This is a genomic window from Caviibacterium pharyngocola (assembly GCF_002795405.1).
In the GTDB taxonomy this organism is placed as follows: domain Bacteria; phylum Pseudomonadota; class Gammaproteobacteria; order Enterobacterales; family Pasteurellaceae; genus Caviibacterium; species Caviibacterium pharyngocola.
The window spans coordinates 84,445-99,179 of the sequence record NZ_PHGZ01000006.1 but is presented as its reverse complement, the minus strand read 5'-3'; the positions used below and the strand labels follow the sequence as shown (position 1 = coordinate 99,179).

At 44.4% G+C, this 14,735-nt stretch carries 16 protein-coding genes; 1 reads left to right on the top strand and 15 read right to left on the bottom strand.

All coding sequences use genetic code 11. The annotated features are described in order from the left end of the window. Window positions 1-18 precede the first annotated feature (18 nt). From asd to ftsY, 4 genes are all read right to left on the bottom strand, one after another. Entirely contained in the window at window positions 19-1,134 is a 1,116-nt protein-coding gene (gene asd / locus CVP04_RS03015; RefSeq protein ID WP_100296048.1) for an aspartate-semialdehyde dehydrogenase, read from the bottom strand. A 147-nt stretch (window positions 1,135-1,281) separates the two neighbouring features. Then, complete coding sequence (gene ftsX, locus CVP04_RS03010; RefSeq protein ID WP_100296047.1) at window positions 1,282-2,217, bottom strand: permease-like cell division protein FtsX; 936 nt, start codon at window positions 2,215-2,217, stop codon at window positions 1,282-1,284. Between the two features lie 10 nt (window positions 2,218-2,227). Further along, the gene (gene ftsE, locus CVP04_RS03005; protein ID WP_100296046.1) at window positions 2,228-2,878 is read right to left on the bottom strand and encodes a cell division ATP-binding protein FtsE; all 651 of its coding nucleotides are present in this window, start codon (window positions 2,876-2,878) and stop codon (window positions 2,228-2,230) included. Between the two features lie 17 nt (window positions 2,879-2,895). Beyond that, entirely contained in the window at window positions 2,896-4,344 is a 1,449-nt protein-coding gene (ftsY, locus tag CVP04_RS03000) for a signal recognition particle-docking protein FtsY (RefSeq protein WP_100296045.1), read from the bottom strand. A 97-nt stretch (window positions 4,345-4,441) separates the two neighbouring features. Here ftsY and rsmD point away from each other — a divergent pair, with 97 nt between their 5' ends. Further along, window positions 4,442-5,056 (top strand): 16S rRNA (guanine(966)-N(2))-methyltransferase RsmD, encoded by a 615-nt coding sequence (gene rsmD, locus CVP04_RS02995; protein WP_100296044.1) that lies wholly within the window; start codon window positions 4,442-4,444, stop codon window positions 5,054-5,056. On the opposite strand, the gene dprA is transcribed toward rsmD, so the two are convergent. The 11 genes from dprA to rraA all read right to left on the bottom strand — a co-directional run bounded on the left by dprA (window position 5,039) and on the right by rraA (window position 14,711). Continuing rightward, the gene (dprA, locus tag CVP04_RS02990) at window positions 5,039-6,139 is read right to left on the bottom strand and encodes a DNA-processing protein DprA (protein ID WP_100296043.1); all 1,101 of its coding nucleotides are present in this window, start codon (window positions 6,137-6,139) and stop codon (window positions 5,039-5,041) included. The genes rsmD and dprA overlap by 18 nt on opposite strands. Window positions 6,140-6,328: 189 nt before the next feature. Then, the gene (locus tag CVP04_RS02985; protein WP_100296042.1) at window positions 6,329-6,694 is read right to left on the bottom strand and encodes a DUF4870 family protein; all 366 of its coding nucleotides are present in this window, start codon (window positions 6,692-6,694) and stop codon (window positions 6,329-6,331) included. 9 nt (window positions 6,695-6,703) lie between these two features. Beyond that, window positions 6,704-7,726, bottom strand: a complete 1,023-nt coding sequence (gene hemB, locus CVP04_RS02980; protein ID WP_100296041.1) for a porphobilinogen synthase — start codon at window positions 7,724-7,726, stop codon at window positions 6,704-6,706. A gap of 47 nt (window positions 7,727-7,773) precedes the next feature. Beyond that, on the bottom strand, window positions 7,774-8,523 hold the full coding sequence (gene tatC, locus CVP04_RS02975) for a twin-arginine translocase subunit TatC (RefSeq protein WP_100296040.1): 750 nt from the start codon (window positions 8,521-8,523) through the stop codon (window positions 7,774-7,776). Window positions 8,524-8,525: 2 nt separating this feature from the next. Next, window positions 8,526-9,071, bottom strand: coding sequence for a Sec-independent protein translocase protein TatB (gene tatB, locus CVP04_RS02970; RefSeq protein ID WP_100296039.1), 546 nt, complete (start codon window positions 9,069-9,071; stop codon window positions 8,526-8,528). Window positions 9,072-9,074: 3 nt separating this feature from the next. After that, window positions 9,075-9,302, bottom strand: coding sequence for a Sec-independent protein translocase subunit TatA (gene tatA, locus CVP04_RS02965; protein WP_100296038.1), 228 nt, complete (start codon window positions 9,300-9,302; stop codon window positions 9,075-9,077). A 94-nt stretch (window positions 9,303-9,396) separates the two neighbouring features. After that, window positions 9,397-11,034: a ubiquinone biosynthesis regulatory protein kinase UbiB gene (ubiB, locus tag CVP04_RS02960; protein ID WP_100296037.1), complete on the bottom strand. Its 1,638-nt coding sequence runs from the start codon at window positions 11,032-11,034 to the stop codon at window positions 9,397-9,399. Further along, window positions 11,031-11,666, bottom strand: a complete 636-nt coding sequence (locus CVP04_RS02955) for a ubiquinone biosynthesis accessory factor UbiJ (protein WP_243385073.1) — start codon at window positions 11,664-11,666, stop codon at window positions 11,031-11,033. Before CVP04_RS02955 ends, ubiB begins: the two co-directional genes overlap by 4 nt. 8 nt (window positions 11,667-11,674) lie before the next feature. After that, entirely contained in the window at window positions 11,675-12,472 is a 798-nt protein-coding gene (gene ubiE, locus CVP04_RS02950; RefSeq protein ID WP_100296036.1) for a bifunctional demethylmenaquinone methyltransferase/2-methoxy-6-polyprenyl-1,4-benzoquinol methylase UbiE, read from the bottom strand. A 96-nt stretch (window positions 12,473-12,568) separates the two neighbouring features. Continuing rightward, window positions 12,569-13,957: a DASS family sodium-coupled anion symporter gene (locus CVP04_RS02945; RefSeq protein ID WP_100296035.1), complete on the bottom strand. Its 1,389-nt coding sequence runs from the start codon at window positions 13,955-13,957 to the stop codon at window positions 12,569-12,571. Window positions 13,958-14,213: 256 nt separating this feature from the next. Beyond that, window positions 14,214-14,711, bottom strand: coding sequence for a ribonuclease E activity regulator RraA (rraA, locus tag CVP04_RS02940; protein WP_100296034.1), 498 nt, complete (start codon window positions 14,709-14,711; stop codon window positions 14,214-14,216). Window positions 14,712-14,735: the final 24 nt, after the last annotated feature.

The window sequence follows — 14,735 nt, the reverse complement described above, 5'->3', positions numbered from 1 at the left end:
GGTTTCCCCACCTATTTATTATGCCACTAATTGTTTTAAGATACGGCGAACAGGTTCGGCAGCACCCCATAATAATTGGTCGCCGACGGTAAACGCCGCCAAATATTCCGGTCCCATCGCCAATTTACGCAAACGACCGACCGGTACGCTTAATGTGCCGGTGACTTTCGCCGGTGTTAATTCGCGCAATGTGGTTTCTTTATCGTTCGGGATAACTTTCACCCATTCGTTATGGCTTGCCAAAATTTGTTCAATTTCCGCTAACGGTAAATCTTTTTTCAATTTAATGGTGAAGGCTTGGCTATGGCAACGCAACGCACCGATACGCACGCATAAACCGTCAACCGGAATCGGATTATCGCTTAAACCTAAAATTTTGTTGGTTTCCGCATAACCTTTCCATTCTTCTTTGGTTTGTCCGGATTCAGGCAATAATTTGTCGATCCAAGGAATTAAACTGCCCGCTAACGGCGCGCCGAAGTTATCGGTCGGGAACGCGTCATCACGCATTTTCGTCGTTACTTTACGTTCAATATCCAAAATTGAAGATGCCGGATCTGCAAGTTCCGCCGTCACGCTATCTTCTAATTGACCCATTTGTACCAATAATTCGCGCATATTTTTCGCGCCCGCGCCAGATGCCGCTTGATAAGTCGCCACAGAAACCCATTCGACCAAATCGCGTTCGAACAATCCGCCGATCGCCATTAACATCAAACTCACGGTACAGTTACCGCCGACGAAGGTTTTAATCCCGTTTTTCAAGCCTTCGGAAATAACGTGTTGGTTAACCGGATCTAACACGATAATCGCGTCTTTTTCCATACGCAATGCGGAAGCCGCATCTACCCAATAGCCGTTCCAGCCGGTGGCTTTTAATTTCGGATACACTTCGTTGGTATAATCACCGCCTTGGCAAGTCACGATAATGTCGAGTTTTTTCAATTCTTCAATATCAAAAGCATTTTTTAATTCGCCGGCGTCTTTACCGCCGAATACCGGCGCTTTTTGACCTGCTTGAGAGGTGGTGAAAAAAACCGGATTCAAATCCGCAAAGTCGTTTTCCTGTTGCATACGATCCATTAAAACGGAACCGACCATTCCGCGCCAACCGATAAAACCTACGTTTTGCATAAAATTTTCCTTATAAAGTCAATGTTGTGTGTAAAATAAATCGAATGTTAATTAATTACAAGATAGATTAGATAAAAGCAAGCCTTTTTATAAAAAAATCGGATAAAATTGATTTACTATCGGATTTTATCCGATTTTTAACAAAAATTAGCCCTTTTTATCCAATGCGCGAATATACCGAGTTGCCGACAGCCAAGCGCCTACATAACCTACAATCGCGCACACCACCAATAAAAATAAAAATTCACCGAAGGCAATACCGTGTAATTCGAAATTCACCGCAAAAATATCGGTGACATATTTGACCGCACTTGTGAAATATCCGATCAAACTCGCGCTGAAAATGCACGCCAATAGCCCGCCAAGCAGTGCATAAATAATACCGGTGTAAAGATACGGACGTAAAATAAATTGTTCCGTTGCCCCCAATAATTTCATCACTTCAATGCTCGCTTGGCTGCTATAAACATCGGAACGAATACTGTTGCCGATGACTAAAAAGACCGATAAAGTCATTAAAATCGTGCATAAAATCGCCGTATGCGCAATAAGCCAAGAAAGTGCGGTCAGTTTTTCCATCCAATTATTATCTAACCGAACTTCTTGTACCCCTTTGATTTTATTCAAATTATCGCGCAATTCATCACGTTTCTGACTTTCGTTATAGGCTTTGGTCGGTTTAATCATCACCACTGCCGGCAGCGGATTATCGTCCAAAATATCCAATCCTTCGCTAAATCCCGACCAATTCCGAAATTCATTTAAACTTTCTTGGCGCGAAATATAATTTAAACTTTCGATACCTTCTTGCTGACGAATTTTTTCCACCACCAAATTGGCATCTTCTTCGGTTAAATTTTTATGCAAATACACCGTCAATTCCGTTTCCGGATAAAATTGCGTGGTGGCTTGATGAATATTTTTCCACAATAAATAGCTAATCGTCGGGATCGTTAAGGACACGGCGATCACCAACACCGTCAACAACGTGCCGTATTTTTTCTTGAGCAAATCGGCAAAAACCGCACGCAACACATAATTAATTTGCACCAACATTGATGCATTTACCGGACGTGAACCCATAATAACTTCCTTAACGTAAATAACCTTGTTCTAACACCAAGCAAGGTTTTGGTTTTTGTTGCACGATGCCGATGTCGTGCGTGGCGATTAATACCGTCATACCTAAGCGATTAAACTCCTCAAAAATATTAAAAATTTCCAAGGAAAGCGCATTATCCAAATTTCCCGTCGGCTCGTCCGCCAATAATAATTGCGGTTTATGCACCACCGCGCGCGCAATATCCACTCGTTGTTGTTCGCCGCCGGATAAATGTACCGGTAAATGATTGGCGCGATCGCGCAAGCCGACGCGATCCAAGGATGCCAAGGCGCGACTTTCCGCTTCTTTCGGGTGAATGCCGGCAATAATTAAGGGTAACGCCACATTATCCACCACGGAACGTTCCGGTAATAAGCGATAATCTTGGTGTACCATCCCGATTTGGCGACGCAAAAACGGAATTTCATAAGGCGACAGACGCGTGATGTCGTGTCCGTTGAACCAAATTTGTCCGCCGTTGGCGCGTTCCATTCCCATTATCAACTTCAGTAAGGTACTTTTTCCCGCGCCGGAATGCCCGACCAAGTAAGTCATACTGCCGACGGGAAGGTGAAAGCTGAGTCCTTGCAAGGCGGGTTTCCCGCCCAAATAGGCTTTGCTGACATTTTCAAAACGTATCATTTTTTATCTCGATATAATTAGGCTTTGTCGTCATTTTCATTAGAAAATAACGCTTCAATAAATTCGTCCGCACGGAAAGTGCGCAAATCCGCGATTTTTTCGCCGACGCCGATATAACGAATCGGCAAGTTAAATTGATCGGCAATGGCAAAAATCACCCCGCCTTTCGCCGTACCGTCCAATTTCGTTAAACTGATTCCGGTCAAACCGACCGCTTCGTCAAACAATTTGGTTTGGCTGATAGCGTTTTGTCCCGTACCGGCATCTAAGGTCAGCATAATTTCGTGCGGCGCGGTTTCATCGTATTTTTTCATCACGCGCACGATTTTCTTCAATTCGTCCATTAAATTATTTTTATTTTGCAGACGTCCCGCCGTATCGGCGATCAAAATATCAATATTACGCGCCGCTGCCGATTGCATTGCATCAAAAATCACAGAGGCGGAATCCGAGCCGGTGCTTTGTGCAATCACCGGAATATGATTGCGTTCGCCCCACACCTGCAACTGCTCCACCGCCGCCGCGCGGAAAGTATCGCCGGCGGCAAGCATTACGGATTTACCTTGCGATTGAAACTGTCTTGCCAATTTGCCGATTGTCGTGGTTTTCCCCACGCCGTTCACGCCGACCATCAAAATCACATAAGGCTTTTTGCTCTCATCAATCACCAATGGTTGTTCAACCGGTTTTAAAATCGTCGCAAGCTCGGTTTTTAATTGTTGATACAATAAATCCGCATCTTGTAACTGCTTACGACTCGCGTGTTGAGTCAGATTTTGAATAATTTTATTGGTCGTCGGCACGCCTACATCGGCGATCAATAATTGTTCTTCCAGTTCATCGAATAAATCATCGTCAATTTTTTTACCCAAAAATAAACTGCGAAAACCGGCGCCGATATTCTGTTTGGTTTTAACCAACCCTTTAACCAAACGACTGAAAAAACCGCCTTCGCTCGGTTTTTCCTGTTCCTGAAAAACCTCTTTCGTATCCGCTGTTTCCGTTTCCGTTTCCGTTTCCGTTTCCGTTTCCGTTTCCGTTTCCGTTTCCGTTTCCGTTTCCGTTTCCGTTTCCGTTTCCGTTTCCGTTAGGATTTTATCTTCAGCTTCCTCAACCTCAGAAAGAATTTCTTCCTGTAGTTCAACTTCAGCGGGATCATCCGAAATTTCGACAATTTCCACCGAACTTTCTTCTTGTTCTTGCGCGATCTCAACAATTTCTTCAACAGATTCAACTACCGGCAGAACACTTTCTATGGGTTCGTCAACCGCTTGTTCAACATCACTCGGCACTTCATTGCGTTGAGGTTCATCAAATTGCTTTTCCTCAACACGATTATCTTCATTTTGTTCGATCGTCGTCTCACTTTCCGACGGCGTTATCTCGCTCGAATTTTCCTGTTCTTCTTTCTTTTTTCCCAAACCGAACCAAGACCAAAAACCGCCTTTTTTATTCTCTTGTGACATAAATTGCTCGCTATTTCTTAAAAAATTATTGATTTCGTGAATTTTGTACTACACTAAGAAAAATTTTCTATAGTCTATCATAATTTATACTTTCTCTATGAAAAAAAATCGTTTTTCCCAAGCGTCAAACCGTTCGGAAAGCAAGGGCGAAGTCCGTATTATCGCGGGTTTATGGCGCGGACGAAAATTGCCGGTACTTCATCTTCAAGGTTTGCGCCCGACCGGCGATCGGGTGAAAGAAACCCTGTTTAATTGGCTGGCGCCTTATGTGGTTGACGCCGTTTGTTTGGATTGTTTCAGCGGAAGCGGATCGCTCGGATTTGAAGCACTATCGCGCCAAGCAAAACAGGTAACATTTTTGGAATTAGACCGCAATGCCGCGCAGCAACTAAAACAGAATTTGCACGCGTTAAAATGCTCGCCGGAACAAGCGAGCGTGTTCAATCAAGATTGCTTGCAGTTTCTAAATCAAATGCAAAACACACCGCACTTTGATCTGGTTTTTATCGATCCGCCTTTTCATTTTGATCTGGTGGAAAAAACTGTCCGTTTATTGGATCAACATCACTGGCTGCGCCCTGATGCGTTAATTTACATTGAAACGGAACGCGAAAAACCGCTCGACGTTCCGCCTCATTGGCAGCTTTTAAAAGAAAAAACCACGGGAATGGTGAGCTATCGCTTATACCAAAACTCAAGTTCGTCGATATAAGCCATTTTCACTGATCACCAAATCCTGCAATTCCAAGGCAAGGATTTGGGTCAATAACACATCCACCGGCACATTCATTTGCCCCGCCAGTTCATCCAAACTTCTCGGCGTATAACCGATTTGCGCATAAAGTTCGGGATAACTCGGCGTTTCAGGCAAAACAGGCGAAGCAAAAAGCGGTGTTATTTCTTTCTGTTCGCCAATCTCTCGACAGCGCAAAGAAATCGGCAGATTATCCAACACATCCCGCACATCCTCTACCAACATCGCGCCTTGCTTAATTAATTGGTGACAACCTTGACTGAACTGATTTTGAATATTTCCCGGCAAAGCGAAAATCTCTCGATTTTGTTCCAACGCATAGCGCGCCGTAATTAACGAACCGCTTTTTTCCGTCGCTTCAATCACCAGCACGCCCAAAGATAACCCACTGATAATACGATTTCGTCGCGGAAAATTCTCCGCCACCGGCGGTTGATGTGGCAAAAACTCGGAAACCAACGCACCGTCATTGGCTAAAATTTCCCGCGCCAATGCACGATGCTTTGCCGGATACACCTCTTCCAAGCCGCTGCCTAACACGGCGATCGTCTGCCCTTTAATCTCCACCACCGCGCGATGACAAAATCCGTCAATGCCCAACGCCAACCCACTGGTAATAATAAATCCGGCAAGGCTGAGCTCCGTAGCAAAATGTTTCGCCCAATATTCACCGTAATTCGAACAATAACGGCTCCCGACCATCGCAATTTGATTTTGTGCAAGCGCCTCAGGCGCGCCCTGAACAAACAATAGCGGCGGCGCACCGATAATTTGTTTAAGCAAATAAGGATAGCGTTCATCATAACGATTCAACAAATAATTCCCTTCCCGACTCGCCCACAATAACGCCGGTTCAATATATTTCGATTCAGGATTAAACCAACGCTGAATCTGCCCCTCCGTCCACCCCATATTCCGCAGCGCACTAGAATCAAAAGCCATCAAATCTCCAACCGACACTTTTTCAAGTATCCGATTTACCCCATTCGCCCCCAAACGCGGTATTTGCGACAAACGCAAAATAATTTCATCCAAACTCATCCTTCCTCCCATCTAAATAAAATCGATATATCATTAAACGGATAGAAAAAAAGCACGAGTTTTTCTTGAAAAAACGAGTGAATTTTGCGAGGTGGATCGTAAAAATGGACAAAGAATATCCACGAAAAATCATATAAACAAAACCCGCAACTTTTGCTGCGGGCTTTGTAAATCAATCAGCGAGGCGGCTTAACGCAACCACCCCGTGGTCGTAACGCTTTGGCGATCTAATAAGCGGATGAAGCCGTAAATTATACGGAAGAGATACCAGATCCAGAGGAGTGGTAGGAGTAATTTGCCGATGACGACTATCACTAACAATGTGGCGATAAAACCGCCGATGAGGGCGCCCCAGAAGGTGCGGATTAAATAAGTGAGGTGATCGTGGTAGAAAGTGCCGATCACTTCGCTGCGTTTTAAATAAGCCAAAATGACGCCGACAATAGGTAAAAACGGAATAAATATCCCTGCGGCGAATGTCAGGTAAGTGATAAACATATAGTTTTTATCTTTTTCCAAAAAAAGATTGGAGAAATCGACTTCATTTTTGCTCATAATTCGTCCTTATTTATTTTTGCCTTCCAAATATAACCATTCGGCGACTTGTTTGGCGAAATAGGTCAAGATGCCGTCTGCACCGGCGCGTTTAAAGCATAATAAACTTTCCATAATGCATTCTTTTTCTTTCAGCCAGCCGTTTTGGATCGCAGCCATATGCATTGCGTATTCGCCGGACACTTGATAGGCGAATGTCGGTACGCCGAAATAGGTTTTCACGCGATAAACCATATCTAAATACGGCATTCCCGGTTTTACCATCACCATATCGGCGCCTTCTTGAATATCCAGTGCCACTTCTTGCAAGCCTTCGTCGCCGTTTGCCGGATCTAGTTGATAGGTCTTTTTGTCGCCGCCTTTTAAGTTAGAGGAAGAACCGACTGCATCGCGGAACGGGCCGTAATAATTGGAGGCGTATTTTGCCGAATACGCCATAATTTGCGTATTAACAAAACGGTGCTGTTCAAGTGCGGTGCGAATTTTGCCGATTCTACCGTCCATCATATCGCTCGGCGCAACAATATCCGCACCAGCTTCGGCGTGAGAAAGCGCCTGTTTCACCAACACTTCCGTCGTAATATCGTTTAGCACATAGCCTTGTTCGTCGATAATACCGTCTTGTCCGTGAATAGTGTAAGGATCCAACGCCACGTCGGTTAATACGCCCAATTCCGGATAATGCGTTTTCAGTGCTTTCACCGCACGTTGCACCAAGCCGTTCGGGTTATAAGCCTCTTCCGCATTTAAGGATTTTTTCTCTTGGTCGATTACCGGAAACAGCGCGATCACCGGTACGCCGTATTTCACTAACAAGCCGGCTTCGATCAATAATTGATCTAAAGTAAGGCGTTCGATCTTCGGCATTGACGGCACGGGTTCACGGTGATTTTCACCTTCAATAATAAATACCGGATAGATTAAATCATCCACGCTCAGTTTATTTTCTGCCATCAAACGGCGGCTAAAATCCGCTTTGCGCATACGGCGCAAACGACGAGCGGGAAAACCGGTAAAAATCTGTTCTGTCATAATTTACCCTCCAAAAACAAAAGGGACGCGCAGTCCCTATTTTTCCGTTATTCTTGCGGATTAGCTTCGTCTTCATCCTCTTTCGGACGATAAAAACGCGCGAATAATAATCCGACTTCAAACAATAAACACATCGGGATCGCCAATAATGTTTGTGAAAAAACATCGGGCGGTGTGAGTAACATTCCGATAACGAACGCGGCGACGATAATATACGGGCGTTTTTTCTTTAAATCTTCTACGGAAGTGACGCCAGTCCAACATAATAAAATAATCGCCACCGGCACTTCAAAACACACGCCGAAGGCTAAAAATAAGGTGAGGACAAAATCTAAATAGCTGCTGATATCCGTTGCGATCGCCACGCCTTCCGGCGCCGAATGGGTCAAAAAGCCAAATACCAACGGAAACACCACATAATATGCAAACGCCACACCCAAATAGAACAGCACTGTGCTAGAAAACATTAAGGGATATACTAAACGTTTTTCGTGTTGGTATAACGCCGGCGCGATAAACGCCCAAATTTGATACAACAAAAAAGGAACGGAAAGAAAGATCGCCACAACACCGGTTAACTTAATCGGGGTGAAAAAAGGTGTGGCAATATTCGTGGCAATCATACTTGCGCCGCTCGGCATTACCTCAAGTAGCGGTGCGGCAACAAAGTTATAAATATCGTTGGCGAAATAAACCAACGCAAGAAAAACCACCGCAACGACAATAACGCAACGTAATAAGCGATTGCGTAATTCAAGTAAGTGAGTGATTAGAGGTTGAGTTTCTTCAACGGTCATAATTATACTTTTTCCGTTTCTCGATTTGCCGCTTGCGGATTATCGGCAAGCGTATCGTCTTGCGGATAATACTGCTCCGCAAGGTGTAACATCGGCTCGTCTTGCTCGGCGAGCTCCGCTTGTTCCGCAGGTGAAAGATCGCTATCGGCTTGCATATTTTGCACGGCAGTTTGTGCGATTTCATCGTCATTTTGCACCGCACTTTTCAGCGCTTGAACCTGTTGTTCAAAACTGCTATTGGTTTTCGCCGCTTTTTCTTCCAAATCCGCTTTAATTTTTTGTGCCGAGGCGCGTAATTCTTCGACGGTTTTGCCTAATTCCGGCGAAAGCTGTTGTAAATTCAGCTGTTCCGCTTTTTTAATGCTCTGCTGCAATTCTTGCAATTTTAGCTCTTGGCTCAATTCGTTTTGCACGTTTGCTGCCAAACCGCGAATAGTGCGAACCCAGCCCATTACGGTGCGAATCGCCACGGGCAAGCGTTGTGGGCCTAAGACGACCAAGCCCACAATAAAAACCAAAACCAGTTCGGAAAAGCCTATATCAAACACAAGTTACGCCTGTTCTTTTTCTTTTGGTTTTTCGCTTTGCGCCTTTTCCGCGTCGTCATTTAATTGCTTAAATGATGCGTCTTTAGGCTCCTCTTTCATTGCGTCCTTAAAGCCTTTCACCGCCGTGCCCAAATCCGAACCAACATTTCTTAATTTTTTCGTACCAAAAAAAACCAATATGATCAATAAGATAATAAGTAATTGCCAAATACTGATGCCACCTAAACCCATTTTTATCTCCTGTGAAAAAAGGTCGATTATTTGTTGCAAAATATAGCCTTTTTAGGCTATGTGAACAATAGCCAATTTAGATTATTTTCTCTCCTTACGGAAGCAGAAAACCCAATGCCCATAACGCAAAAGCGACGAAAAAAAGCACCGCACTTAATCCGATCGGCAATGTGGCGAACTGCCACAATGTCCCTAAAAACACAATGCTGCCGATTAGTAAAGTTAAGCCTTTTTTCTGCCAACGTTGTTGTCGGGCTAATTTTTTATTAATCTCACGCAGCTGACGGCTAATCAGCTTTTGTTGATTTAAGGCATCCAGCAATTTTTCCGGAAAATCCGCCAAATGTTCGGTGAAATAAGGTAATTTCGCCTGCATTTTGTGTGCAAACGCCTTCACGCCCATTTGTTCGTTCAACCAGTTTTGTAAAAAGGGTTTTGCCGTATCCCATAAATCCAGTTGCGGATAAAGTTGGCGCCCTAATCCTTCGATATAAAGCAAAGTTTTTTGCAATAACACTAATTGCGGCTGCACTTGCATATTAAATTCACGCGCCACATTAAATAAATTCATTAACACTTGCCCGAAGGAAATTTCCGAAAGCGGTTTGGCGAAAATCGGCTCGCACACTTCACGGAAAGCTTGTTCGAATTCGTCAATATCCGTATCTTCCGGCGTCCAACCTGCGTTAATGTGCATTTGCGCGACGCGGCGATAATCCCGATTAAAAAACGCCACGAAACTTTCCGCCAAATAGCGTTTATCGTTATCGTTCAATTTACCCACAATACCGCAATCAATGCCAATATATTGCGGATTTTCCGGATGCTGCGGATTCACGAAAATATTGCCGGGGTGCATATCCGCGTGGAAAAAACTGTCGCGAAACACTTGAGTGAAGAACACTTGCACACCGCGTTCCGCCAGTAATTTCATATCGGTTCCGTTGCGTTCCAAGGCGTCGATATCCGACACGGGAATGCCGTAAATACGTTCCATTACGATGACATTTTGATGACAAAAATCCGCGTACATTTGTGGAATATACAACATCGGGCTGTCGAGAAAATTATTGCGCAATGTCACGGCATTCGCCGCTTCCGTGCGCAAATCCAATTCATCGCGCAAGGTTTTTTCGTATTCGCGAATCACTTCCGTTGCACGCAGGCGATGACCTTCCGCCGACAAACGCGGAATCCAGCCCGCCAATTTATACATCCAGCTTAAGTCTGCGTCGATTTGCGGTTGAATATCCGGACGAAGTACCTTAATCACCACATCTTTACCGGCGAATTGTTGGGTCGAATTAAATTTCGCCGTGTGCACTTGGGCGATAGATGCCGACGCCAAAGCGTTTTCATCAAATTCCGTAAACCACGTTTCCAGCTTTCCGCCCAAGGCTTGTTCAATCAGGGCGCGCGCTTGTTTTCCGTCAAAAGGTGCAACTTGATCTTGCAGCAGCGCCAGCTCGTCGGCAATTTCCGGCGGGAACAGATCTCGGCGGGTGGACAGCATTTGCCCCAGCTTAATCCACACCGGTCCTAATTCTTGCAATGCCAAGCGCAAACGCTCGCCCAACGGCTTGCCTTGATGACGATTGCGCAGCCAAAATAACGTCTTACGCCAACAACGCAACGGTCGCGTATAGCGATTGCGCGGCAGGGCTTCATCAATACCGTAAATCAAAAAGGTACGAAGAATGTGATACAGGCGAAAAATGTCATTCGGTTTCATTGTGCTTGAAAGTGATTTAGTTTTTGTTCAAAAAGTGCGGTCTGTTTTTCCAAGGTTTCTACTTGGCGGCAAAAATCCGCGATGGCAAGCGCCGGCGCAACTAATTCGTATTCTTCGGTTAAACGCTCGCCCCAATAAGTTCGGCTTTGCAGCAAATGATATTTTGCCGTTTGAGCAAAATTGTGCAAAAAAGTCACCACACTTTGCGCGATCACATCGCCCGTATAAGGCGAAAGTAATTCGGCGGGATCTTTTTCCACAAATTCCGCCAAAGCGACAAAATCTTGCAACACTTGCAAATCGCCCTGTAAGCGAATGGATTGATCGTTAATATATTCGCTAAGCTGAGATTTTTTCGGCATTTTTAATAACAACGAAAGCGCCACGCTCACCTCGCAATCCGGCTTGCCTTCATAACGATGAAGCACATCGACGCGCTGCGCGGAAAAGGCTAAATATACCGGAAAATCAATTTGTTGCGGACGAAGTGCCAATACTTTTCCGTTTAATTTGCGCAAATACGGTTCGGTGTGCGCGGTGTGTTGCAACAAGCGATTGAATAAAGTTTCCAAGCCGGCATTAAAAAGTTGCGGCAGCATTAATTGGGTTTTCAAGCTATCGAAAGTGAGCATAATTCGTCCTAAAATTTATAGCCGCGATGCAACGCCACAATACCCGCGCTTAAATTATAATAACCCACTTGTTCGAAACCCGCTTGCGTCATCATTTCTTTTAACAGGTCTTGTTCCGGATGCATTCGAATGGATTCGGCGAGATAACGATAGCTGTCACCGTCGTTTACCACCGCTTCGCCGATTTTCGGCAAAATATTGAAAGAATAAAAATTATAAATTTTACTTAACGGATCCAAAATCGGTTTGGAAAATTCCAACACTAACAAGCGTCCGCCCGGTTTTAACACGCGAAACATCGAACGCAAAGCTTTGTCTTTATCAGTCACGTTGCGTAAACCGAAACTGATAATAACGCAATCGAAACTGTTATCGGCGAAAGGTAATTCCTCCGCGTTCGCTTGAACATAATTCACATTACCGACCACGCCGAGATTGCGCAGTTTTTCCCGTCCGACTTCCAACATTGAAGAATTAATATCCGCGAGCACCACTTCGCCGCTTTCGCCGACCAAGCGGGAAAATTTCGCAGTGAAATCGCCGGTGCCGCCGGCAAGATCCAACACTTTTTGCCCTTTACGCACGCCGCTGCAATCAATGGTAAAACGTTTCCAAATGCGATGAATACCGAAAGATAGCAAATCATTCATTAAATCGTATTTTCCGGCAACGGAGTGAAATACGTTCGCCACTAATTTTTGTTTTTCCGATTTCGCGACGGTTTGAAAGCCGAAATGCGTGGTTTCTTCTTGAGGAGTTTCATTAAAGTGCGGTTGTTTTTCGGTAAGATTTTCTGATGAATTCATATGAATTGTCCGTCAAAGCAAAATTGACCTTAGGATAACAAAAAATAGCGAAGTTTTCTTCGCTATTTTTATTTAAAAGAGGAAAATTCACTGGTTTTAGAACCAGAATGCGTAGGCAATAGTTCCAATCACAAAGACGCAAACCACGTTTAAGATGATACCGGCGCGAACCATTTCTTTTTGTTTCACTTCGCCCGTACCGAATACAATGGCATTCGGCGGTGTGGCAACCGGCAACATAAACGCACAAGACGCCCCTAAACCGATAATTAACGCCAAACCTAATTCCGGCATTCCCAAAGACTGCGCGATAGAAATAAAGATCGGCACTAATAATGCGGCACTGGCGGTGTTTGAAGTAAATTCGGTTAAGAAAATAATAAACGCTGCCACCAATAAACCGATGAGATAGAAATGACCGCCTTCGATCATAAATACGATACCGTCCGCCAAAATTTTGCTCGCACCGGAATCTTTTAACACCGCACTTAGGGTTAAACCGCCGCCGAACAACATTAAAACACCCCAATCGGTGTTATCTTGAATTTGTTTCCAACTGGCAACACCGGTAGCACAAATGGCGACCGCAGCTAATAGCGCAACAACGCTGTCAAAACTGCCGATATTTTTTTCCAAACCTAATGCGGCGGAAAGTATCGGGTTAATCGAGCTACTAAATACCCAGCAAAGTGCGATTGCCGCAAAGATGATTAAAGTAATCACACGCTGACGGTTCATCGCGATTTTTTCAAAGGTTTGCTCAAAATGCACATTAAGTTTCGGTTTAAACACGATGTAAAGCGTTCCGATCATAATCGGCATTAAAATAATCATTACTGGCAAACCGTACCACAACCAATCGGAGAAAGTTAATTTAAGTTGTGAAGCGACGATCGCATTCGGCGGGCTGCCGACTAAGGTTCCCATACCACCGATACTGGCACTGTATGCGATACCGAGTAACACGAAGACATAAGTATTATGCTCGCGCTCACGATCAAGTTGACTTAAAATCCCCATTGCCAACGGCAACATCATTGCAGCGGTTGCAGTGTTACTCATCCACATTGATAAAAATGCGGTGATAGAGAATAAATAAATTACGGCGATAAACAAATTACCGCGCGCCAACGCCATAATCTTATTGGCAATCATTCGATCTAAGTTTTGAATATGTAGCGCCGTCGCCAAAGCGAAACCGCCGAAAAATAAGAAGATGGTCGGATCGGCGAATGCCGCTAAAGCGCTTTTTGTCGTTACCAAGCCCAACGCAATCGCCAACAACGGCACTAATAATGCAGTGATCGTAACGTGTAGCGCTTCGGTTAACCAAAGCACGGCAATAAACACCAAAAGCGCCAAGCCTTTATTGGCTTTAGGATCAAAAGGTAATACGGCAAGCAAAACAAAAAATACGACGATATCGATCAAAAATATCGCGGCATTTTTATTAAATGTCGTGGTTGTAGGAGATGTCGTGTTCATATAATTATCCTTGATAAATAAAAACGGATAGATTTTGCTTTATGGCGAACTTATATAATGAAATTCATTAATATTAGGTCATCACGCCATAATCACGCGTCATCTGACGCATTCGTTTAAAAGTTATCAAGTTGTTAAAAAAAAGCAATGATATTTTTGTGGAATTGTGAAGTTCGTCAGAAAAATGAACAAAAAAAGTACGGTTAAATGTGTATTTACCGTACTTTTTGCGTTCTTTTTAAAGAAAAGTGCGAAACTAAGCGTCGGAATCGTCCACTTCCAGGGGTTCTTGGGATAAAATGATACCGGTTAAATCCGCGTAAACGTAGTCTTCCGGAAAAAAGGTAACGCCGCCGAAATTGACCGGCACGTCGGTTTCGCCCGTCATTCCGTCATCAGCGCCCACCGGAATCGGCGCTAACGCTTGAATACCGATGTCGATATTTTCTAATTGCTGTAATTGACGCACCGCGCCATATACGATAATGCCTTCCCAACCGTTGCTTGCCGCCAGTTGCGCCAATTCGGCGTCAATCAAGGCACGACGCACCGCGCCGCCGCCATCGACCAACAACACGCGTCCGTTGCCGTTTTCTTCTAACACTTCCGCAATCAAACCGTTATTTTCAAAACATTTCACGGTGGTTACTTTACCGTAAAACGAACTCAATCCGCCGAAGCTGGAAAACACGGGTTCCACGACATCCACTTGATCCAGATAAATATCGCAAAGTTCCGAAGTATCAACACACATAAAATCACCTTTTTAAGCTGAAAA